Source organism: Shinella yambaruensis, assembly GCF_050859155.1.
Taxonomy (GTDB): Bacteria; Pseudomonadota; Alphaproteobacteria; order Rhizobiales; family Rhizobiaceae; genus Shinella; species Shinella yambaruensis.
In genome coordinates this window covers 3,089,056-3,111,303 of record NZ_CP150638.1, presented here as the reverse complement: position 1 = coordinate 3,111,303, position 22,248 = coordinate 3,089,056, and the positions used below count along the sequence as shown (strand labels likewise).

General features: G+C 65.8%; 20 protein-coding genes. 13 read left to right on the top strand and 7 right to left on the bottom strand.

All coding sequences use genetic code 11. From position 1 onward, the window contains the following. Positions 1-13 precede the first annotated feature (13 nt). Together WMC41_RS15165 and WMC41_RS15160 are read left to right on the top strand one after the other, a co-directional pair. On the top strand, positions 14-520 hold the full coding sequence (locus WMC41_RS15165; RefSeq protein WP_432344432.1) for a TRAP transporter small permease: 507 nt from the start codon (positions 14-16) through the stop codon (positions 518-520). Continuing rightward, positions 517-1,959 (top strand): TRAP transporter large permease, encoded by a 1,443-nt coding sequence (locus WMC41_RS15160; protein WP_432344430.1) that lies wholly within the window; start codon positions 517-519, stop codon positions 1,957-1,959. The genes WMC41_RS15165 and WMC41_RS15160 overlap by 4 nt, the downstream gene beginning before the upstream one ends. 68 nt (positions 1,960-2,027) lie before the next feature. Here the strand turns inward: WMC41_RS15160 and bioB are convergent, their stop codons facing one another. The 3 genes from bioB to WMC41_RS15145 form a co-directional block, all read right to left on the bottom strand. Beyond that, positions 2,028-3,005, bottom strand: a complete 978-nt coding sequence (gene bioB / locus WMC41_RS15155) for a biotin synthase BioB (protein ID WP_432344427.1) — start codon at positions 3,003-3,005, stop codon at positions 2,028-2,030. Further along, positions 3,002-3,562, bottom strand: coding sequence for a biotin transporter BioY (locus WMC41_RS15150; RefSeq protein ID WP_432344424.1), 561 nt, complete (start codon positions 3,560-3,562; stop codon positions 3,002-3,004). Before WMC41_RS15150 ends, bioB begins: the two co-directional genes overlap by 4 nt. A 75-nt stretch (positions 3,563-3,637) precedes the next feature. Beyond that, positions 3,638-4,303 (bottom strand): GntR family transcriptional regulator, encoded by a 666-nt coding sequence (locus tag WMC41_RS15145; RefSeq protein WP_272806211.1) that lies wholly within the window; start codon positions 4,301-4,303, stop codon positions 3,638-3,640. Between the two features lie 253 nt (positions 4,304-4,556). On the opposite strand from WMC41_RS15145, the gene WMC41_RS15140 reads away from it, so the two are divergent. The 9 genes from WMC41_RS15140 to WMC41_RS15100 all read left to right on the top strand — a co-directional run bounded on the left by WMC41_RS15140 (position 4,557) and on the right by WMC41_RS15100 (position 15,225). After that, positions 4,557-6,026 carry an amidase gene (locus WMC41_RS15140; protein WP_288083716.1) on the top strand — a complete coding sequence of 490 codons (1,470 nt, stop codon included), beginning with the start codon at positions 4,557-4,559 and terminating at the stop codon, positions 6,024-6,026. After that, positions 5,999-7,564, top strand: a complete 1,566-nt coding sequence (locus tag WMC41_RS15135) for an ABC transporter substrate-binding protein (RefSeq protein ID WP_432344420.1) — start codon at positions 5,999-6,001, stop codon at positions 7,562-7,564. Before WMC41_RS15140 ends, WMC41_RS15135 begins: the two co-directional genes overlap by 28 nt. 63 nt (positions 7,565-7,627) lie before the next feature. Beyond that, positions 7,628-8,608: an ABC transporter permease gene (locus WMC41_RS15130; protein ID WP_432344417.1), complete on the top strand. Its 981-nt coding sequence runs from the start codon at positions 7,628-7,630 to the stop codon at positions 8,606-8,608. Between the two features lie 10 nt (positions 8,609-8,618). Further along, on the top strand, positions 8,619-9,527 hold the full coding sequence (locus WMC41_RS15125; protein ID WP_245082240.1) for an ABC transporter permease: 909 nt from the start codon (positions 8,619-8,621) through the stop codon (positions 9,525-9,527). Beyond that, positions 9,527-11,350 (top strand): dipeptide ABC transporter ATP-binding protein, encoded by a 1,824-nt coding sequence (locus WMC41_RS15120; RefSeq protein ID WP_432344414.1) that lies wholly within the window; start codon positions 9,527-9,529, stop codon positions 11,348-11,350. Before WMC41_RS15125 ends, WMC41_RS15120 begins: the two co-directional genes overlap by 1 nt. Further along, entirely contained in the window at positions 11,340-12,098 is a 759-nt protein-coding gene (locus WMC41_RS15115) for a DeoR/GlpR family DNA-binding transcription regulator (protein ID WP_245082040.1), read from the top strand. The genes WMC41_RS15120 and WMC41_RS15115 overlap by 11 nt, the downstream gene beginning before the upstream one ends. Next, the gene (locus tag WMC41_RS15110; RefSeq protein WP_245082038.1) at positions 12,091-13,359 is read left to right on the top strand and encodes a Zn-dependent hydrolase; all 1,269 of its coding nucleotides are present in this window, start codon (positions 12,091-12,093) and stop codon (positions 13,357-13,359) included. Before WMC41_RS15115 ends, WMC41_RS15110 begins: the two co-directional genes overlap by 8 nt. After that, complete coding sequence (locus WMC41_RS15105; RefSeq protein ID WP_245082036.1) at positions 13,346-14,275, top strand: phosphotransferase; 930 nt, start codon at positions 13,346-13,348, stop codon at positions 14,273-14,275. The genes WMC41_RS15110 and WMC41_RS15105 overlap by 14 nt, the downstream gene beginning before the upstream one ends. 11 nt (positions 14,276-14,286) lie before the next feature. Then, the gene (locus tag WMC41_RS15100) at positions 14,287-15,225 is read left to right on the top strand and encodes a phosphotransferase (protein ID WP_432344410.1); all 939 of its coding nucleotides are present in this window, start codon (positions 14,287-14,289) and stop codon (positions 15,223-15,225) included. 48 nt (positions 15,226-15,273) lie between these two features. On the opposite strand, the gene WMC41_RS15095 is transcribed toward WMC41_RS15100, so the two are convergent. From WMC41_RS15095 to WMC41_RS15080, 4 genes are all read right to left on the bottom strand, one after another. After that, the gene (locus WMC41_RS15095) at positions 15,274-16,284 is read right to left on the bottom strand and encodes a LacI family DNA-binding transcriptional regulator (RefSeq protein WP_432348353.1); all 1,011 of its coding nucleotides are present in this window, start codon (positions 16,282-16,284) and stop codon (positions 15,274-15,276) included. Positions 16,285-16,398: 114 nt separating this feature from the next. Continuing rightward, positions 16,399-17,409: a zinc-dependent alcohol dehydrogenase family protein gene (locus tag WMC41_RS15090; RefSeq protein ID WP_432344407.1), complete on the bottom strand. Its 1,011-nt coding sequence runs from the start codon at positions 17,407-17,409 to the stop codon at positions 16,399-16,401. 15 nt (positions 17,410-17,424) lie between these two features. After that, the gene (locus tag WMC41_RS15085; RefSeq protein ID WP_432344405.1) at positions 17,425-18,195 is read right to left on the bottom strand and encodes an L-iditol 2-dehydrogenase; all 771 of its coding nucleotides are present in this window, start codon (positions 18,193-18,195) and stop codon (positions 17,425-17,427) included. A 138-nt stretch (positions 18,196-18,333) separates the two neighbouring features. Next, a complete protein-coding gene (locus WMC41_RS15080; protein ID WP_432348351.1) occupies positions 18,334-19,638 on the bottom strand; it encodes an ABC transporter substrate-binding protein in 1,305 nt (434 codons plus the stop codon). A 336-nt stretch (positions 19,639-19,974) separates the two neighbouring features. On the opposite strand from WMC41_RS15080, the gene WMC41_RS15075 reads away from it, so the two are divergent. Both WMC41_RS15075 and WMC41_RS15070 read left to right on the top strand, forming a co-directional pair. Then, positions 19,975-20,961 carry a tagatose kinase gene (locus tag WMC41_RS15075; protein ID WP_432344402.1) on the top strand — a complete coding sequence of 329 codons (987 nt, stop codon included), beginning with the start codon at positions 19,975-19,977 and terminating at the stop codon, positions 20,959-20,961. Further along, positions 20,958-22,226, top strand: a complete 1,269-nt coding sequence (locus tag WMC41_RS15070) for a D-tagatose-bisphosphate aldolase, class II, non-catalytic subunit (RefSeq protein WP_432344400.1) — start codon at positions 20,958-20,960, stop codon at positions 22,224-22,226. The genes WMC41_RS15075 and WMC41_RS15070 overlap by 4 nt, the downstream gene beginning before the upstream one ends. Positions 22,227-22,248 lie beyond the last annotated feature (22 nt).

Here is a 22,248-nt window from a genome sequence, read left to right as displayed (position 1 = left end):
TATGGAGCCTTTCATGGAAAAGGTCGAACAACCGCGCCCGGATCATCGAGCGGGCTGGGTCGAGCGCCTGGCCGGCCTGCTGGCCGTGGCCGGCGGCATTCTCATCTGCTTTGCGGCCGTGCTGGTGACGGTCAGCGTCGCCGGACGCCGGCTGTTCAACAAACCGATCCCGGGAGACTACGAGCTGGTCGAGATCAGCGTCGGAACCGCGGTGTTCGCCTTTCTGGCCTATACGGCTGCCAAGAGCGGCCACATCGCCGTCGATACCTTCACGCTCAAATTGCGATCGCGCTTGAATGCCGTTGTCGACGGGCTCTGGAACCTCCTGCTGGCGGGTTTCCTCGGCTTCTTCTCCTGGGGGCTCCTGGCTGGAGGGTTGAGCGCACGCGCCTATGGCGAAACGCTGATCCAGATCGCCTGGCCGATCTGGCCCGTCTATGTCACCTGCGCCCTTCTCGCAGCGCTCGCCTGCCTGATCACGCTCGCGGTCGCCTTTCGCAAGCTTGGAGGCGGCAGATGAGCGGATTCTCCATCGCGCTGCTCGGGTTCGGCGCCATGCTGCTGCTGATCGCGGCGCGCATGCCCATCGCCCTGGCCATGCTGGTGGTCGGCGCTGCCGGCTATGCATGGCTGTCGAGCCCCCACGCCCTGATCTACTATCTGCAGACCAACGCCTACAGCCAGTTCGCCAGCTATACGCTGTCGGTCATTCCGCTGTTCGTGCTGATGGGGGCGCTGGCGGAGCGCTCTGGCATCGCGGCAACGCTCCTGCGCGCGGCGGAACACAGCCTTGGCCGCCTGAGGGGCGGCATGCCGATGGCTGTGATTGCCGCCTGCGCCGGCTTCGGCGCCATCTGCGGCTCGTCGGTCGCCACCACCGCCACGTTCGGAAGGGCGGCATTGCCGGAACTGCGCCGGGCGAACGTGAATCCGGGCTTCGGCACGGGCACCATCGCGGCCGGCGGCACGCTGGGCATCCTCATTCCGCCCTCGGTCATCCTCGTCATCTATGCCATTACCGCCGAGCAGAACATCGCCAAGCTTTTCCAGGCGGCCCTGATCCCGGGGCTCATCGCGGTGGCGTTCTACATCGTCGCGATCGCCGTTGCCGTTCGGCGCAATCCCGAGCTGGCACCGCCGATCGAATTCGCGCCGCCGGCAGCCACCCCGCGCCCCGCATGGGCCCGCCCCGCGGGCGCCGTGCTGGTTCTCCTTGCCGCGGGCGCCTGGCTTGCGGGATATCTCGGCGCGGTCGGCGGGGTGCTGCTGGCGATCCTCGGCCTGCTCATGGTCCTTGCCGATTTCGCCGTTGTTCCGGCGGCGGCCATCGCGGTGGTCGTCGTCGGCGGCATCTACGGTCAGGTGTTCACGCCGACCGAGGGAGCGGCCGTCGGGGCCGCCATCATGCTGGCGGTCGGCATTGCGCAGAGGCGCCTCGACCTGGAGGATATCCGGCACAGCTTCCTCCAGACGGCGGAAACGACCGGCATGATCTTCCTCATCCTGCTGGGCGCGGAGGTCTTCGGCGCATTCCTGGCGCTGACCCAGATGCCGATGACGCTCGCTTCGATGATCGGCGAATCGTCCCTGCCGCCCTATGCCGCCATCTGCGGCATGATGCTGGCCTATATCGTCCTCGGCGCGGTGATGGACGAACTGGCCATGATCCTGCTGACCTTGCCGGTCTTCATGCCGGTCGTGCTCTCGCTCGACTTCGGCATGCCGACCGAGGATGTCGCAATCTGGTTCGGCATACTGGTGCTCGTCGTCGTCGGTATCGGCCTCACCGCGCCGCCGATTGGCCTCAACGTCTTCATCATCAACAAAATCGCCCGGGACGTTCCGATCGTGAGCACCTATCGCGGGGTATTCCCCTTCGTCATCGCGGACTTCGTCCGTCTTGTCGTTCTCCTCGCCTTTCCGGCGATCTCACTGTGGCTGGTGCATCTGCTGAACTGACGCGAGGGCGGCCCGCCGCCTTGCCGCCGGCGCCGGTGTATTGTGGCGCCGCTGCCGGCGCCATGACCTCACTCGGCGGCGATTGGCACGGTTGCCGCCCGCAGCGGGGCAAACCGCATCCCCAGCTTGTCGATCAACTCCCGATCCTGCCAGGCCGCCGGATTTTCCGTTGTCAGCAACACGTCGCCGACGAAAATGGAGTTCGCGCCCGCGACGAAACACAACGCCTGGAGTTCCTGGCTCATGCCTGTCCGGCCGGCCGACAGGCGAACTACGCTGCGCGGCATCAGGATCCGTGCCAGGGCGACCGCCCGGACGAGGGCGAACGGGTCCACGGGCTTTGCCCGTTTCTCAACCGGCGTGTTGCGGATCTCGTTCCAGAGATTGATGGGGACGCTGTCGGGATGGACGGGCAAGGTCGCCAGCGTCACGAGCATGGAGATGCGGTCGGCGGCCTCTTCCCCCATGCCGAGGATGCCGCCGCAACAAACCTTGATCCCGCCCTTGCGCACGCGATCGACGGTTTCCAGGCGATCTTCCATCGTCCGGGTGGTGGCGATCTCGCCGTAATATTCGGGCGAGGTATCGATATTGTGGTTGTAGAAATCGAGCCCCGCTGCTCTGAGGCGCTCCACCTGTTCGGGCGAAAGCATTCCGAGGGTCATGCAGGTTTGCAGCCCCATCTCCCGGACCCCCTTGATCATGGCGCAGAGCTTGTCCATGTCGCGGTCCTTCGGGCTTCGCCAGGCCGCGCCCATGCAGAATCTCTGTGCCCCGGAAGCCTTGGCCCGCCGGGCCGATCGCAGCACCTCGTCCAGTTCCATCAGCTTGGTCGCCTTGACGCCCGTATCGTTGTGGATGCTTTGTGAACAGTATCCGCAATCTTCCGGGCAGCCTCCCGTCTTGATCGACAACAGGCTTGCGGTCTCGATGGCCGTTGGATCGAAATTGCGTCGGTGCATGTCCTGCGCACGATACACGATCTCGGGGAAGGGCAGGTCGTGGATGGCCTGCGCCTCTTCAATGGTCCAATCGGTGCGGATCATCGCGCAGCCCCGCTGCGCAGGCTGCGCCAGCCGCAGATCATGGCTGTGCCGAGCCCGACCTTCAGCAGATCCGCCAGAAGGAAGGGGGCAAGGCCCGTCGCGACGAGGGATTTTGAGGGCACGAACCCGGCAAGCCAGGAAAGCCCGGCCGCGTAGACAAGGCAGAGGCCGGCAAGCATGGCCAGGGCGATGCGGAGAGCGCCGCCATCCCGGGCGAGCCGGCCGGTGAGCCAGCTTGCCGCCAGGTATCCGAGAAGGTAGCCGCCGGTCGGCCCCAGCAGATAGGCCGCTCCAATGCCCCTTGCGGGAGACCCGGAGAACACGGGGAAGCCGGCGAGCCCCGCACCGAGATAGGCCGCCATTGCCGCCAGGCCGAGGCGCGGCCCGAGGATGACCGACAACGACAGGACCGCGAGCGTGTGCAGCGTCATGGGAACGGGCCAGAACGGAATCTGCACCTTGGCGCTGGCTGCAATCAGGACTGCCGCCCCGATCACAAGCCCGCAAGCGCGCAGAAGATCGATGGGGACGATATTGGCCGGCGAGGATCGGTGCATGATGTCATTCCTGCTGTTACGGATAATCTATAACAACGAGAAAATTCCACCGGTCGCAATGCGGATTATAGATAATCAGCCAAGAAGCTTTTCAGCGACCTGGGTTTCCACGCTCGGCCGCGCGCCGGCGCCACGCCCCATCCAACCCACATGGCGCGCCAGCACATCGCAGGCGGCGTTCACCTGCCCGCCGCGCAGGGCCGCGAGGATCGCGCGGTGGTCGTAGTCGGTGCGGGCCTCCCAGTCCGAGCGCCAGGCCGCAAACAGGAAACGTGCGCTGGCGAGATGAAGATCGTCGATCGCGGCCATCAGTCGCGGCATGCCGCATGGAGCAAGGATCATGCGGTGGAATGCGCGGTTGGCCTCTTCCCACTGCCGCACATTCTGCGCATTTTCGGCCCTCACGGTTGCGTTTTCCGCCTCCAGCAGCAGTTCCCGGGTCAGTTTCGGGGCGGCATTCTTCAAGGCGAGCGCTTCCAGCGACGCGCGCATCTGCGCGACCTCGCGCAGCTCCGCCACGTCGAAGGAGGTGACGCGGACGCCCTTGTGGGGCTCGCTTGAAGCCAGCCCCCTGGCCTCAAGGCGCCGGAAGGCTTCACGCACCGGCACATGGCTTGCCCCGAATTCCTCGGCAACATGGTCCTGGCGCAGGCGCGATCCGGGTTGTATCCGGCCCGAGATTATCCGCTCGGCAAGCGTCGCCTCGATTGTTATCGCGAGTGTCTTGTCGGTCTTGCTCATGGATTATAGATAATCTGACAATCCATCGGTCGGCAAGGACGCTTCGGTCGCGGTCGGCGGGTGCCGCCTTGCCTTGCCCTCGCCGCGCAACTTCATGCTGACCGGGGCAGTGCCGGGTGAGTTCTCATTGCAAATCGACGCGATTGCCGTGCGGTGCGTAAGGCGTGCCGGTTTGGCTGTGTTTTGTTGATTTTCTGCATATTGACAATTTCCACAAAATCAACATAAATCCACATAACTGGAGACGAAGGTCGTGGATTTTTCGGTTCTTGCACTCAGATCGGCAATTGCTTCCGGCAGCCTCACCTCCGAGGCGCTCGTGCAGGAAAGCCTGGAGCGCATCCGGCGATTGAACCCGGTCGTCAACGCCTTCAGCCAGGTCTACGAAAGGGAGGCCCTGGAGGAGGCGCGCGCCTGCGACCGGGAGAGGGCGCAAGGGCGCCTGCGCGGCCCGCTGCACGGCATCCCCATGGGGGTGAAGGACCTCTTCTTCGTGGCGGACCGGCTCTGTCAGCGAGGCTCGGCCGCCTACAGGAATTTCGCTCCCAAGGCGACGGCACCGATTGTCCAGCGGATGATCGATGCCGGATCGATCATGATCGGCAAGACGACGACGACTGAGATGGGCTGGTCCGGATCCGGCTGCTCGGAGTTCTACGGGCCGACCCGCAATCCCTGGAATCTGGAATTGACGAGTGGCGGCTCGAGTTCCGGTTCCGGTGCGGCGCTCGCCGCGCGGATGGTTCCCTTCACGCTGGGGTCCGACGGCGGCGGTTCCGTGCGCATCCCGGCAGCCTTTTGTGGAATTTTCGCCATGAAGGGTTCGCTGGGACGCGTACCGGCCTGGCCGTGGAGCGCAACGGAAATGCTCTCCCATGCCGGTCCGATGAGCCTTTCGGCGAAGGATAGCGCCCTCCTGTTCAACATCCTCAAGGGGCCGGATCCGCGCGACCATCAGGCGCTGCCCGATGACGGCGCCGACTACACCGCGCCGCGATCCCTCGGGTCGTTGCGCATCGGTTTCGTCCCGAGCCTGTTCGGCTTTTCCGTCGCGCCCGAAATCGGGCGGGTGGTGCGGGACGCCGTTGCGACCCTCTCCACGGCGCTCGGCATCGACATCCGCCCGGTCGTGCTCGACTGGCAGGACCCGATCGGGATTTTCGAAACGCTTTGGGTCGCCGGCCGTGGCGTCGCCTATGGCGCGCAGGCGGACCTCTCGGCTTTTGGGAGCGGTTTTCGCGGTCTCGTCGAGGCTTCGGCGCGCTACGATCTCGCCGACTATCTTGCGGCCGCAAAGGCGCGCGCCGAATTCGCCGGCAGCGTCCACGCGCTTTTTGAGGATATCGACCTCCTGCTCATGCCAACCGTGCCGGTCGAGCCCTTCGCCGCCGACCGCGAGGCGCCGGAAGGGTTCACGTCGCCGTCCGAGGTGCTGGCCTGGACGAGTTGGACGCCCTTTACCTATCCCTTCAACCTGTCGGGCAACCCGGCGGCCTCGCTGCCCTGCGGGCTGACGGCGAATGGCCTGCCGGTCGGCCTTCAGGTCGTTGGCCGGCGGCATGCCGATGCGCTTGTGATGGCCTTCTGCCAGCAGGCCGAAGACCATCTTTTCCACAATAAAATACCTCCGCTTGTCGTTGCTGGCGGCAAAGCGGGGTGGGGAACACCCAGCAATCCAACTGCGGAGATATCGTCATGCAATTCAACAGGAGAGCATTCCTAAAGAGTTCCGCGCTCGCTGGCGTCGCCGTCGGCCTTCCGGTCCTCAACACCGCCTTTTTCGTCGATCCGGCGCATGCCGCCGAGGGCAAGGTCCTCAATTTCATGTCGGCGGAGAACCTGACCGGCAACTGGGACCCGTCCTCGCACACCACGCTCGCCCAGATCAATCTGGAGAGCTTCGTCTTCGGTTATCTCACCCGCGCGCCGATGCGGCCGGACAATCCGGACGAACTGGTGATGGAACTGGCGACCGACATGAAGCTCGTCGACGAGCATACGCTGGAGTTCACGCTGCGCGAGGGCGTGACCTTCCATGACGGCAAGCCCTTCACCGCCGAAGACGTGAAGGCGACCTTCGAATATGCCAGCCAGCCCGACCGGCCGGCGGCGTGGTATCCCGGCCCCTGCGAGGTCGAGGTGGTGAGCGATCATGTCGCCCGCATCAAGACCGACAAGGCCGGCTATCCGGCGAGCCTCTTCTGGTTCCTGTCGGCCTTCCTGCCGATCATGTCCGCAAAGGACGTCGCCGATCCGAAGACGCTGTCCTCGCGCCCGAATGGCACCGGCGCCTTCAAATTCGCCCGCCAGGACGGCAACACGACGGTGCTGGAGGCCTTTGACGGCTTCTATCTCGGCAAACCGGCCATTCCCGGCATCAATTTCAGCTTCGTCGGCGATGCGACCACCCGCACGCTGGCGCTGCTCAACGGGGAGGCGGACCTCATCGAGCGTCTTGAGGCCGAGCAGGTCCAGACCATCGAGGAGACCGGCGGCTACACGCTGAGCAAGGCTGTGTCCGTCGAGAACAAATATCTCTGGTTCCGCTGCTCCAAGCCGCCCTTCGACGATCCGCGCGTGCGCAAGGCGGCCGCCCATGCCATCGACCGTGCCGTGCTGCTCGACATTCTCGGCGTCTCCGGCCACGCATCCAAGGCGTGGATCTCGCCGGTGAAGTTCGGCTATGTCGATACGCCGAACTATCCGGAATACGATCCGGAGGAAAGCCAGCGGCTTCTGGCCGAGGCCGGCTTCCCGAAGGGCGAGGGCCTGCCCGAACTCGAATACATCACCTCGGTCGGCTTCTATCCGAAGACCAAGGAATATGGCGAGGTCATCACGGCGATGCTCCAGGAACAGGGTTTCCCCGTGAAGCTCAATGTCATGGAGGTCGCCGCCTGGAACGAGCGGCTCTATGACCGGCCGGGCGGCGGGCCGGGTCACATGATCGACTGCGGCTGGTCGACGGGCTCGCCGGAACCGGACCTCGTGCTGCGCACGCATTTCCATTCGAGCTCGAAGCGCATCTGCGGCATCGAGGACAAGGATCTGGATGCGGTTCTCGACAAGGAGCGCAACACGCTCGATCCGGCGGAGCGCAAGGCGGTGATCCAGAACGAGGTGATGCCGATGCTGGCGGACAAGGTGCCGGCGCTATCGCTGTTCACCTCGGTCTTCATCCACGCCATGCGCGACGGGCTGGACGGCATGTACTTCTACCCGAACGGCATGATGGACGCGAACAAGGCGACCCTGGCCTGATGGCAAGCGGCGGCCGCCGTCGAGGGCGGCCGCTTCCATACCGATCAGCGCAAGGGAAACCGCATGTTCGTCCTGTCGTTCCTGTTGAGACGGCTCCTGCAGGGGGCGCTCATCATCCTGCTCGTGACCTTCATCATCTTCACGCTGCTGCGTGTGGTGCCGGGCGATCCGGCACGCCTCATTGTCGGCGGCATGGCGCCCGACGAGGTGGTGGTGATGAAAGCGAAGGAACTCGGCCTCGACCGGCCCATTCCCGTGCAGTTCGTCTCCTATCTCGGCGATCTCGTGACCGGCGATCTCGGCACGTCCTTCGTGCGCCCGAAAAGCGGCGCAAGCCTCGGCGGCTCGTCCTTCGACGATGCGACGCGCGAGGAGCGCGCCAAGGTGCTGGATCTCATCCTCACGACCCTGCCGATGACGCTCCAGCTTGCGGCGGTGGCGCTGGCACTCGCCTTGCTCGTGGCCGCGCCGCTCGGCACGCTCGGCGGGCTCTATCCGGGGCGCTGGCCGGACAAGCTGGCGCTTGCGATCGGCTCCATCTGCGTGTCGACGCCGAATTTCTGGCTCGGCATCGTGCTGACGCTGTTCCTGTCGGTGAAGCTGAAACTGCTTCCGGCCATCGGCTATCGCGGCTTCAGCTACACCATCCTGCCGGCGATCGTGCTCGCGGTGGAGATCGTGCCGTTCATCCTGCGCACGCTCACCGTCTCGGTGGCGCAGGTGATGCGCGAGGATTTCATCCAGCTCGCGCCGATCCGCGGCCTTTCGCGCAGCCGCACGATCTTCTCCCATGCGCTGGGCAATTCGGCGATCCCGCTCATCAACCTGCTCGGCGTGCAGCTTGGCATGCTGCTCGGCGGGGTCCTCGTCATCGAGTTCATCTTCGACTATCCCGGCCTTGGCCTCCTGACGATCAATGCCGTGCTGCAACGCGATTTCCCGCTCATCCAGGGCATCGCGATCTTCATTTCCGTGATGTTCGTGATGATCAACGTTCTCGTCGACCTCATCGCGATGACCATCGATCCGAGACTGGAGTACTGACGTGGCCGATATCGCACATGAGAATGTCGCCCCGCGCCCCGCGGCCAAACGGGGCGTCACGCCCACCCGGCGCATGCTCCAGATCGCCGCGGCGCGCACGGATTTCCGCATCGGCCTCGTCGGCTTTGCCTTGCTCGTCGGCCTTGCGATCCTGCTGCCGCTGGTGAGCCCGGTCGATCCGATCAAGATCGCCTACGGTTCCAAGCTGCTGCCGCCGTTCCCCGCCGAGGGCTGGAAGTGGCCCTATCTGCTCGGCACGGACCAGCTCGGCCGCGACGTGCTGATGCGCTGTCTGGTGGGCTTGCGCTATTCGCTGCTGATCGGCATCACCACCGTCGTCCTGATGTTCGTCGTCGGCTGCAGCCTCGGGCTCTATGCCGGGTTCCGCGGCGGCTGGGTCGATGCCGTCATCATGCGGCTCACCGATGCGCAGCTTTCGATCCCGATGATCATCCTCGCCATCACCATTCTCGGCGTTTCCCGCCCGACGGTGCCGGCGATCATCCTCGTTCTGGGGCTTTCCGGCTGGCCGCTCTATGCCCGCGTCGCCCGCTCCGTGGCGCTCGGCGAGCGCAGCCGCGGCTATGTGCTCGGCGAGCGGGTGCTCGGGGCTTCGGACTTGCGCATCATGCTGCTCTTCGTCGCGCCGGTCGTTCTGCCGCCCATCGCCTTCGTCGCGGTGCTCGACATCGCCCGCATGATGATCTTCGAATCCATTCTCGGCTTTCTCGGCCTCGGCGTGCAGCCGCCGACCCCAACCTTCGGCAATGTCATCGCCGATGCGCGAAAATACCTTCTGAACGCCTGGTGGATCGCCACCATGCCCGGCGTCTTCATGCTGGTTTCGCTCACCTGCCTCAACCTGATGGGATCGGCGCTGGAGCGCGCGCGCAATGCCGTGCTGCGGGGAGAAGCGTGATGGCCGGTCCCATTCTCGCCGTCTCCAATCTCAGCGTCGATCTTGAGCGTGAAGGGCGCAGCCGGCGCGTCGTCGACGATGTCAGCTTCGCCCTGGCGCCCGGCGAAGTGCTCGGCCTCGTCGGCGAGGCCGGTTCCGGCAAGTCGGTGCTCGCCCGTGCGCTGGTGTGCGCCGTCTCCACGCCCTTGGAAATAACCGCCGGCAAGGTCGTCTTCGAGGGCAAGGACATCCTGTCGCTGCCGCCGCGCGCGCTCTCCGCCATCCGCGGCAACCGCATCGGTTTCATCGGCGCCAATCCCATGGGATCGCTCGATCCCCGTCTGCCGATCGGCCAGCAGATCGTCGAGAAGCTGCGCTGCGTGCGGCCCGGGATCGGCCGGGCCGAGGCGCGCGACAAGGTGCTCGACCTGCTCGCCCGCGTGCGCATCCCTTCGCCGGGCGCCCGTTTCCACGAGGCGCCGTTCCAGTTCTCCGGCGGCATGATGCAGCGGGTGATGATCGTCGATGCGCTTGTTTCCGATCCGTCACTGGTCATCGCCGACAACATCACCCAGCCGCTCGACGTGACGGTGGCCGCGCAGATCATCCGTCTCATCGACGGGCTGCGGCAGAGCCTCGATACCGCTTTCCTCTTCATCTCGTCGTCGCTGCCGGTGGTGGCGCAGATCGCCGAGCGCACGCTCGTCATGCAGCGCGGCCGCATCGTGGAGGAGGGGCGCACGGCGGAGCTCGCCGCACGTCCCCGCCAGTCCTATACGCGCACCCTCATCGCGCGCATCCCCTCGATCTGGAAGGATGTGACGGCCCCGGCGGCGCAGGAAGGCGAGGCGGTGCTGACCGTCGACAACGTCATGCGCTCCTACCTCGTGCGCCGGCGAGGCTCCTTCAACGCTTATAACGAGGTGAAGGCGGTGCGCGACGTCTCCTTCACCGTGAAGGCCGGCGAGAATTTCGGCATCGTGGGCGAAAGCGGCTGCGGCAAATCCACCTTGACCCGCCTCCTCGCTTGGCTGGAGCAGCCGGACGGCGGCCGCATCGCCTTCCTCGGCAAGGACCTTTCGCACCTTTCCGCCCGCTCGCTGACGGAAATGCGCCGGTCCTTCCAGCTGCTTCTGCAGGACCCCTACGGTTCGCTGCCGTCAGGCATGCCGCTCCAGCGCATGATCGAGGAGCCTTTGCTCATTCACGGCATCGGCCGGGCGGAGGCGGGGAAACGGGCACAGGAGGCGATGGCCGAGGTGGGGCTCGACATGGAGCTTGCCGACCGGCTGCCGGTGGGTCTGAGCGCCGGCCAGCGCCAGCGCATCAACATCGCCCGCGCGCTGGTGCTGAAGCCGCGCCTCCTCATCCTCGACGAGACGCTGTCGGCGCTCGACCAGGTGGAGCAGGCCGAGCTTCTGGACCTTTTCAACCGGCTCCAGGCAACACACGGATTTTCCTATGTGTTCATTTCGCACGACCTCGCGCTCGTGCGTCGGATGTGCCACCGTATCGCCGTCATGTATCTCGGGCGCATCGTGGAACTGGCCGACAACAGCACGCTTTTCGAACAGCCACACCACCCCTATACCCGGGCGCTGCTGAGCGCCATGCCGACGCTGGAGGACAACCGCTTTCCGCGCCCGCGCTACCTGCTCGACGGCGAGCCGCCAAGCCCGATCGATCTGCCGCTCGGCTGTTCGTTCCGTTCGCGCTGCCCGCGCGCGCAGGGCGACTGCGCGAAAACCGACCCGCCGCTGCTGGCCCTTGCCGGCGGCAACTACGCCGCCTGCCTGCACCGGCACGCGGCGCCGCATGAGGAGGAAGCCGTTCATGTCGAGTGAGATCCGCAAGGAGGTCATCCTGGAGCGCCTGGACCGCGATCAGCGCGTCAGCGTGCTCGAGCTTTCGGCCGAATTCGGCGTTTCCGGTGAAACGATCCGGCGCGACCTCAAGGATCTGGAGGCCGAGGGCGCCGTGCGGCGCGTGCATGGCGGCGCCATTCCGGCGGGCCGCACCGCCGACACGCCGATCACCGAGCGTATCAAGCTGAATGCGCTGGAGAAGGACGAGGTCGCAGGCCTTGCGCGCGATCTCATCGTCGACGACTGCGTCATCTTCCTCGACACCGGCACGACGACGCTGGCGCTCGCCCGCCGGCTCGTCGGTTTCAAGAAACTCAGGCTCTACACCAACTCGCTGCGCATCGCGCAGGCGGCCTGCGAGCATTTCGGCGTTCAGGTGCTGATGACGCCCGGGCACCTGCGGCCGGTGGAGCAGGATCTCGTCGGCTACGACACGATCGCCTATATCCAGCAGTTCCATTTCGACATGGTGTTCATGGGCGCGGCCGCCGTGAATGCCGGTTACGGCTTCATGGACTTCGAAGAGGACGAGGCGCGCATCCGCCAGGTGCTGCTGAAGCAGACGTCGCGAAGCGTGATGCTTGCCGATCACTCCAAGTTCGGCAAGGTCGGCAACGTCATCACCGCGCCCTTCGGCCGGGTTCATACGCTGGTGACGGACCGCCGTCCTCCGCCCGCTCTCGTCACGGCCGTCCAGGCCGAGGGACTGGAGATCATCCATGGATAGCGCAGCGGCTATGGCCGGCTCCGATCTGGCGGCGGTTTTCGACCGGATGTCCGCGATCGGCGCGCGTCCCGGGGCTGGGATCACGCGGCTGGCGGCGAGCGCCGAGGATGGCGCGGCGCGCCGCCTCTTTGCCGACTGGATGTCGAGGGGCGGCGCCCGTATCGCGCAGGATGCGATCGGCAACCAGTTCGCCTGTTTCGACTGGGCGGGTGAGGGGGCTTCCTGGGTCTTTGCCGGGTCGCATCTCGACACCCAGCCGCGCGGCGGCCGCTTCGACGGCGCGCTCGGCGTGCTCGCGGCGGGCTGCGCAGCGCTCGATCTCGATGCGGAAATCCGCGCCGGCGGCTTTCGTCCAAGCCGCAATCTCGCCGTCGTCAACTGGACGAACGAGGAGGGTGCGCGCTACCAGCCGAGCCTCACCGGCAGCGGCGTCTTTTCGGGTGCCCTGCCGCTGGACGATGCGCTTGCTCTCCAGGACGGGGCCGGCATTGCGCTCCGCGACGCCCTCGATACGATCGGTGTGGCCGGCGAAACCGAAAGCGTTCCGCCTTGCCCCGAAGCCTATGTCGAATTGCATGTCGAGCAGGGCGGGGTCCTGACGGAGGCCGAGCGGCGGATCGGCGTCGTCGAGGGGACCTGGGCGGCTCGCAAGATCACCGCGGCCTGGACCGGCCGCGCCGCCCATACGGGACCGACACCCATGGCGGACCGGCGCGATGCGCTTCTCGCCGCCGCGCGGGGCATTACGGCCTTCGAGGCCATTGTCGCCGCGCATCATCCCCACCTCCATCGCTCGGCTGCGCGCCTCGTCATCGAGCCGAATTCGCCGAACGTCGTGGCCGAGCGCGCGACCGTCTGGTTCGAACTGCGCGGTCTCGACGTCGCCGAACTCGACATCGCTGGCCGGGCGGTGATCGCGGCCTTCGAAAAGGCGGCGCTCGAAACCGGCACGCGGTTGGAGATTGCCGCCGATGGGCTGCGCCCGCCCGCCAGCATGGACGACCGTCTGGCGGCGCTTGCCGGCGACATAGCGCGCGCCTGCGGTTTCGAGCCCTTGGTCATGCGCTCGGTCGCCGGGCACGACGCCGTCGCATTGCAAAATACCGGCATTCCCTCGGCCCTGATCTTCATTCCGAGCGTCGACGGCATCGCGCACCATCCCGACGAACTGACCCATCCGGAGGATATGAAGGCGGGTCTCAAGGTTTTGACAGCACTGTTGCGACAGCTCGCCGAGGGAGGATTTCATGCAGAACCATGAGGCGATCCTGCTCGCGCTCGCAGCCGTCGGCCTGTCTGGCGCGGTGCTTTCTCCGCCGGTCGGGGGCGTTGTTTCTCCCATTCACCGGGCCGTCGAGAACACCTGCCTTTTCGCCACGGCGCCCGGCCGGCCGCCGGTCTTCCTCAAGCACCGTCACGACGACATGGCCGATTTCATCGCGCTGGACCGCGTTGCGGAGGCCAGCCGCAAGGCGGGAGAGCTCGGTATCGCGCCCCGGCTGCTGCATGCCGATCCCGCGCGGGGTGTCCTCATGTTCGAGGCGCTGGGCGAGGAATGGGCATGGGGCCGTGCGGATGTGCTTCGCCGTCCCGCGGTGCTCGAAAACCTGCTTGCCGCCAAGCGCCGCTTCCAGGAGGCTGCACCGCTCGCCGAAGACCGCAGCGTGTTCGATCTCGTCGCCGCCTATCGAAGGCTTGCCGAAGCGCCCGGCGTGATCCTGCCCGCGCCGGTGCGGACCGTTGCAGCGGCCGTCGAGCGGATTGGCGCGGCGATCGCGGCGGCCGGCGTCGATCGCGTCGCCTGCCATGCCGATGGCGCGTCGTCGAACGTGATGGTCGGGCCGCAAGACGCCGTCCGGCTGGTCGATTTCGAATGGGCGCGACAGGCGGATCCCGCCCATGATCTTGGAACCGTGCTTGCCGAACTGCTTGCCTTCGATGGCGAGGCGCTGCTGGCGATCGAGATCGCGACCGGTAAACCGGATGGGCAGATCCTTGCCCGCGCACGCCTCTATGGCGCGGCGGACGATCTGATGTGGGCGCTGTGGGGCTTCGTCAGTGCGGCGCGCTCGCCGCGAAAGCACGTCGAGTTCTTCAAATATGCCGAATGGCGGCTGCTCAGGGCGCGGACCGTGATCGAGGGGCCGCGCTTCGAAACGTGGCTGAAACAGGTCTGAGGGAGGGGCGGATGCGACGCAGCCTGGGTGAAGGCGTATCTCCGGCGGAGCGGGCGATCGAGGCCGCCATTCTCGCCGTCGCGGATTGGCGGGAGCGGCCGGTTTCCTACGAGCCGGTGCCCGGCGGCATCAGCAATCCGAACTGGCGGGTGCATGTCGATGGCGCGCCGCACAGCTTCTTCGTCAAGATCCCGGGCGAAGGCACGGAAATGTTCATCGACCGCCGGACGGCGAACGAGGCCGGCCGCAAGGCGCATGCCGCCGGCGTCGGCGCGCGCATCATCGATTTCTTCCCCGAGACCGGCGTGGAGGTCAGCGAGTTCGTCGAGGGGCTGCGCACATCCACCAATGCCGACTTTCTCGATCCGGTCGTGCGCTTCAACGGCCTGCGCGCCCTGAAGGCCTTCAACGACAGCACGCCGCTCTCCCAGCGCAAGACGACCTTCGACATGATCGACGAGCATTTCGAGCAGGCCCTGGTGCTGGGCGGCGAGTTTCCCGGCGATTTCGGCTGGCTCAATGCGCGCTACCGTGAGGCGCGGCAGGCGCTGGAAGCGTCCGGCCTCGATCTCGCCCCCTGCATGAACGATACGCTCGCCGGGAATTTCCTGCTTCATGCCGACCAGCGGGTCATGCTCGTCGATTTCGAATATGCCTCGACCAACGACCGGGCGGCCGAACTTGCCCTGTGGTTCAGCGAAATGTGCTTCTCGCCGGAGGTGGAGGCGGAGATGATCGAGGAATATTACGGCCGCCTCGATCCGGCTCTCCTGGCGCGGGTCTCTTTGTTCAAGGCGCTGGTCGATCTCAAATGGTCGACCTGGGCGATGGTGCAGAACCGGATCTCCCGCCTCGATTTCGATTTCTTCAAATACGGCTTCTGGAAGCACATGCGGGCGCGCTTCGTGATGAGCGATCCGCGCTGGGCGGAATGGTTGAAGGCCGTTTGAGGAAGGCGGAGCGATGTGCTGCCGCCGTTTCGGGTCCGTTCAAGGGCTTTAGGCCGAATGCCGCAGCATCAGTTCCGACTTCAGCAAGATCTGCTCCTTGCCCAATGCAGGGTGGTCCGCTTCGTCAAGCTTGTGCAGCAGGAGCTGGATCGCGAGCCGGCCGATCTCGTCGTAGTTCTGGGCGACGGTGGTGATCGGGGGGCAGGCGTATTGGGAGAGGGGATGGTCGTCGTGGCCGGCGATGCGCAGGTCATAGTCGGCGCCGTGGCCGACCTTCAGGCCCTTTTGCCAGGCGGCGGCGATGACGCCGAAAGCGAGGCGGTCGTTGGCGCACAGGATGGTGCGGCTCTTGAGTGCGGCCGGCTTTTCGAGCAGGCGGCTCGCTTCCTCGAAGGCGAAGCGTTCGAAATCCCAGCTTGCGGCTTCCGAGACCGGCAGGACATGCGGCTCCATGCCGAGGCGCGCCATGGCTTCGAGATAGGCGGTCTCGCGGGTGAGCGCGTTGGTGTTGACATGCGGCATGCCCAGATAGCAGGGCGGCTCGCCGGAGCGGCAGAGGTAATCGACGATGAGGCCGAAGCTCTGGCGGTTGTCCGTGCCGACGAAGGCGGAGGTCTCGTTGAGCGGGGAGTCGACATAGACAAGGGGGATGGACTGGCCGAGCTGCTCCAGCGTCTTCGGCCGTGCGGCCGATCCGAGCGGAGCGATGATGGCGCCGGCGACGTTCATCGACTTGAACGTCTTGATCGCGTTGTCCTCGATATCGGCGCGGCCATCCGCCGAAAGCACGAAGGCGTGGAAGCCGGCCTCGTTGGCGATGAGCTCGATGCGCCGCGTCAGCGCCATGTAGAAGGGGTCGATCGAGGTCGGCACGACGATGCCGATGATGTTGCTGCGACGGCGGTTGAGGTTGACGGCGAAGATGTTCGGCCGGAAGCCGGACTTTTTCAGCGCCTCCTCGATGGCGTCCCGCGTCTTCTTGCGAACGGAGGAGGGGTCGTTGAAGTATTTCGACACCGTGGGCCGGGACAGGCCGACGAACTCGGAAAAATCCTCCATTGTTCTGATCGACTTGGCCAAGCGGTGCTCCTGCGGTTCCGGTGTTCGCCTTCTTAGCCGGCCTCATTTCGCGGGAAAAGCCGAAATCGAGGCCGGCTATCGGCGGTTCGGTGATCAGTCGGCGGCGAACTGCACCTTCATCGTCGCGGGGTCCGTCGGCTTCCTCGTGAAGAAGGGCAGAACCTCTTCCAGCGCCAGCCGATGCGATACGAGCCGCGCCATCCCGCCGTCATCCTTCTTCAGGATATCGAGCGCATCGGGAATGTTGCGGTTCAGCGAATGGGAACCGGCAAGCCTCAGCTGGCGGCGGAAGATCTCGAAGGGCGCCACGGAGATGCGGGCATCCGGGGCGCAGACGCCGAAGACAAGCGCCGTGCCGCCGTCGGCGAGAAGATCGATCATGCCTTCGACGACGCTGGCAATGCCCGTGGCGTCGGCGACGAAGTCGTAGCTTCGCCGTTTGGCTGCAAGCTCATCGGAACCGGAGACGATGCCGCCGAGGCCGAGACCGGCGGCGAAGGCGAGCCGGCTCTCGTTGATATCGGCGACCGTCACGGTCTCGATGCCCTCCGCCTTCAGCGACAGCGCAAGGAGCAGCCCGATCGGCCCGGCGCCGATGACGAGTGCGTCGTTCGGCAGCGGTGCGCCGCCGCGTATGCCCGCGCTGTTGAGGCCGTTCACCACGCAGGCGAGCGGCTCGGCAAGGGCCGCGACGGGAAAAGGCAGGTCGCCGATGCCGTGCAATTGGTCGGCGCGCACGATGCTGTATTCGGCAAAGCCGCCATTGTGCGAAACGCCATAGGCCTTCAGGTCGCGGCAGAGGTTCGTCAGGCCCTTGCGGCAGGCGGGGCAGGTGCCGCAGGGCAGGTTCGGATCGACGGCGACGCGCGCGCCGACCTGGAGGCCGGTGACGTCAGCGGCGACGGCCTCCACGATGCCGGCATATTCATGGCCCGGTACGAGCGGAAAGGCGCCGTCGCCGTAGCGGGCATGCAGCACGTCGATATCCGTGTGGCAGAGGCCGGCCGCCTTGACCTTGACGAGGGCATGGCCGGCCGGAACATCGCCGACCCCGAGATCGGCGAGCCTTGCCTCGCCCTTGGCGGTGAACTGGATCGCTTTCATGCGGTTCGCCATGGCTCAGCTCATCCAGTTGCCGCCGTCGACATTGTATGTCTGGGCGAGAATGTAGTCGCTGTCGCTGGAGGCGAGGAAGACGGCGAGGCCCTTGATGTCGTCGGGCGTGGCGAAGCGGCCGATCGGCACGGATTTCGCCACGGCAGCCTTCTTCTCGCCGGGCTTCAGGCCTTCCCATTCGGCGAATTTGGCGTCGACGATGTCCCAGTGTTCGCCATCCACCACCCCGGGGGCGATCGCATTGACGTTGATGCCGTATTTGACGAGGGCGAGCGCTGCAGACTGGGTTGCCGAAATGATCGCGGCCTTGGAGGCGCAGTAGAGCGTTACCAGCGCCTCGCCGCGCCGGCCGGCCTGGCTCGCCATGTTGATGATCTTGCCGCCGCGCCCGCGGGCGATCATCACGTTGGCGACGGCCTTCATGGTGAAGAGCGGACCTTTCAGGTTGACGTCGAAGACACGGTCGTAGCTCTCCTCGGTGATCGCCTGGATCGGCGCCATGTCGAAGATCGCGGCATTGTTGACGAGGATGTCGATGCCGCCGAAATCGGCGTCGATCTTGCCGACGACCGCATCGATGTCCTGAAGGTTGGTGACGTCGATCCTGATGGCTGCCGCGGCCGGGCCGATCGCCGCCGCCGCTTCCTCGGCGCGGGCGAGATTGATGTCGGCGATGACGACCTTGGCGCCCTCGGCCACGAAGGCTTCGGCAAAGCCGAGGCCGATGCCGCGTGCGCCGCCGGTGATGAGCGCGACCTTGTCCTTGAGTTTCATGTCTCTTCTCCATGCGTTGCGGGGCAAAGCCGGTGCCGCGAAATGCGTTCGTTGGAAATGTTCGTCGTGCGGGAAACCCGGCACCGGAGTGCCGGGCCCTCCTGGGAGGCCTGCGGGCTTGGCCCGCAGGCGGGAGCCTTACTTGATGTAGCCGGCGCGGGTCATGTCGCGCTCGACCTGGACCTGGGCGGCATCGAGTGCCGCATCGACCGTCTGCTGGCCGGCAAGGGCCGCGCTGATCTGCTGGCCGACGAAGGTGCCGATCGCCTGGAACTCGGGAATGGCGACGAACTGCACGCCGGTATAGGGCACCGGATCCTTGGTGGGCTTCGACGGGTCGGCCGAGAGGATGGCCTGAAGCACGGTTTCCGCGAAGGGGGCCGCCTTCTGGTACTCCGGCAGCGCGTAGGTTGACTTGCGCGTGCCGGGCGGCACGGCGACCCAGCCTTCGCTCTCGCCGACCAGCTTCACATAGTCCTTGGAGGTCGCCCATTTGAGGAACGACTTGGCGACCTCGGCCTTCTGCGTGGTCGCCGGAATGGCGAGGTTCCACGACCAGGACCAGCTCGATCCGTTCGCCGTCTCGGCGATCGGCGCGCGCGTGAAGGCGATCTTGTCGGCGACCTGGCTCTGCTTGGGGTCGTAGACGCGGCCGGCGGCCGACGTCGCGTCGATCCACATGGCGCAGTGGCCCGTCGCAAAGAGCGTCTGGTTCTCGTTGAAGCCGTTGGCGGTGGCCCCCTGCGGGCCGTAGTCCGAAAGCAGCGCGACATAGTCGGTGATCGCCTTCTTCCACGGCTCGGAACTGAGCTGGGGCTTCCAATCCATGTCGAACCAGCGGCCGCCATAGGCGTTCACCATCGTGCCGACAAACGCCATGTTCTCGCCCCAGCCCGGCTTGCCGCGCAGGCAGATGCCATATTGCTGCTTGGACTTGTCGGTCAGCTTGGCGGCGAATTCCTTGATCTGTTCGTAGGTCGGCTGTTCCGGCATGGTAAGGCCGGCGGCATCGAACAGGTCCTTGCGGTAAAGCGTGAACGAGCTTTCCGTATAGAAGGGGACGGCATAGAGCTTGCCGTCGACCGTCAGGCCCGCCTTGATCGGCTCCAGCAGGTCCGCGTAGTCGTAGTCATCGCCGAGGTCGTCGACCGGCGCCAGCCAGCCCTGCCTGCCCCAGATCGGCGCCTCGTAGCCGCCGATGGTCATGATGTCGAACTGGCCGCCCCTGGTGGCGATGTCGGTGGTCACGCGCTCGCGCAGCACGTTCTCCTCGAGCACGATCCAGTTGATCTTGTTTCCGGTTTCCTTTTCCCAGGCGCCGGAAAGCTTCTGCATGATGATCATGTCGCCGTTGTTCACGGTGGCGATGCTGATTTCCTCGGCCTGTGCGAGGCCGGTCAGCAATCCAAGGCCGATGGCGGACGACGATAGAATGCGGGTCATGTTCCTCATGGGTCCGTTCCTCCTTTACGGATGTTTACGCATAAAATTCCATGCGTAAAGTTTTTATGTGGTGAAGCAGCCATTGTTGTCAAGCGACAAATTTTGCGATTGCGATGGTGCAATGGCGAGGATTTCCGGTAATGCGCTGTAATAAAAGGGGAATTAATATGAAACTGTAGATTTTCTCTCCAGCCTTCTTGAGGGGTTGCAATCGAATTTCACATAAATAAATTTACGTACGTAAAAAATTGTTGACTTTTGCAGGGTCGATCCGCTATCACCAATGGGAAATGATCGCGGTATGCTTTCGGGCTCCGTCGCAGGGAGGGTGCATTGATGAGAGTGAGCGCAGTGGCGCCGGAAGGCCTGGGGCCGACGGTGACTGTCGGTGAGATCCTGGTGGAGATCATGGCGACGACGGTCGGGGCGGGGTTCTTTGCGCCGCAGCCGCTCGTCGGGCCGTTTGCGAGCGGCGCGCCGGCGATCTTCATCGATCAGGTGGCGCGGTTCGGCGGTGCGGCGGGCATTGTGGCGGCGGTCGGCGCCGATGACTTCGGCACGCTCAACGTGGAGCGGCTGCGCGCCGATGGCGTCGACGTGTCGGCCATCGCGGTCATTCCCGGCAAGCCGACCGGCAGTGCCTTCGTGCGCTATCGGGCGGATGGCTCGCGGGATTTCGTCTACAATATCGCCCATTCCGCGGCCGGCGACACGACGATGACGAACGCGGCGCGCGCGCTCATCGCCCGTGCCGGCCATGTCCATGTCATGGGGTCCGCCTTCGCAATCCGCGGTATCGGCGACCTCCTCCTCAAGGCGGTCGCTTCGGTCAGGGCGCGAGGCGGCTCGGTCTCCTTCGATCCGAACATCCGCAAGGAGCTGGCGCAGGACGGCGAGGGCCGCAAGCTCGTCGATGACATGCTAGCTGTCACCGATCTCCTGCTGCCCTCCGGAGACGAATTGCTCGTCGCGGCCGGCGAGGCGACGGAGGAGGCCGCGGTGGAGCGCCTGCTCGGCCTCGGCATCGGCGAGGTCGTGCTGAAGCGCGGCAGCGCCGGTTCCAGCCATTTCAGCCGGGATTCCGGCCGTATCGATTGCCCGGCTTTTGCCGTGGAGGAGATCGATCCGACAGGCGCGGGCGACTGTTTCGGAGCCACCTATCTCACCGGCCGCCGCGCTGGCCTTCCGCCGGCTCATGCGCTGCTCTACGCCAATGCCGCCGGGGCGTGCGCGGTCAACCGGCAGGGGCCGATGGAAGGCGTGTCCAGCCGGCAGGCGCTCGATCAATTCATTGCGGCCGCCGGCCGGGAGGTAGGGGCATGAGCCGCTTCCTCGCGGGCCTGGCCGCGGCCCGCCGCGCGGGCCGTCCCTATGGCATCGCCTCTGTCTGCTCCGCCCACCCGACCGTGCTGCGTGCCGCGTTGCGCCGGGCGGCGAAGGGCGAGGGGCCGGTGCTGATCGAAGCGACCTGCAACCAGGTCAACCAGTTCGGCGGCTATACCGGCATGGCGCCCGCCGATTTCATCGCCTTCGTCGAAGCGATTGCCGCCGAGGAAGGCGTTGCGCGGGACAAGATCATCTTCGGTGGTGATCATCTCGGGCCCAATCCCTGGCGCAGGGAGCAGGCTTCGGCCGCGCTTGAAAAAGCGGCCGGCATGGTGGAGGCCTATGTCGCGGCCGGCTTCACGAAAATCCATCTCGACGCCTCGATGGGCTGCGCCGGCGAGCCGGCCGCCCTGGACGACCGCACCGTTGCCGAACGGGCCGCGGCTCTTTGCGCCGTCGCGGAGGAAACCGCCCGGCGCGGGAACCTGCCCGCTCCCGCCTATATCCTCGGCACGGAGGTGCCCGTGCCCGGCGGTGCCGACCATGCGCTGGCGACGGTCGAGCCGACCGCGCCCGACGCTGCGCGGGAGACGATCGCCGTGCACCGTGCCGCTTTCGGTAAGGCAGGGCTTTCCGATGCCTTCGCGCGGGTCATCGCCTTCGTCGTGCAGCCCGGCGTGGAGTTCGGCAGCGACAATGTCGTCGCCTACGATCCGCCGCGCGCCGCGGCCCTCAGCGCCTTGCTCGACGAGGAGCCGGCGCTGGTCTTCGAGGCGCATTCCACCGATTACCAGACGGAAGAGGCGTTGGCCGCGCTGGTCGGCGATGGTTTTCCCATCCTGAAGGTCGGGCCGGGCCTCACCTTTGCCTACCGCGAGGCGCTCTATGCGCTCGATCTCGTCGCCTCGGACATCGTGCCCGGCTATGGCGACCGACCCTTGGCACGGGCGATGGAAGCCTTGATGGTCGATGTGCCCGGGTCCTGGAGCGGCTATTACCACGGCGATGAGACGGCGCTCAGGATCCAGCGCCATTTCAGCTACAGCGACCGCATCCGCTACTACTGGACGCGTCCGGAGGCGGAGGCCGCCGTTGCGGCCCTGCTGTCGGCGCTTTCCGGCGTTCGCATTCCCGAAACGGTGCTGCACCAGTATCTGCCCACGATCGCGCCGCAGGAGGCCGACCGCGCGGAAGACATCCTGATCGCCGCGGTGGACCGCGTTCTGGCGATCTATGACGGCGCGGCTGCCAATCGGCCGTGACGGAGAAAAGCGCGCGGCAGGA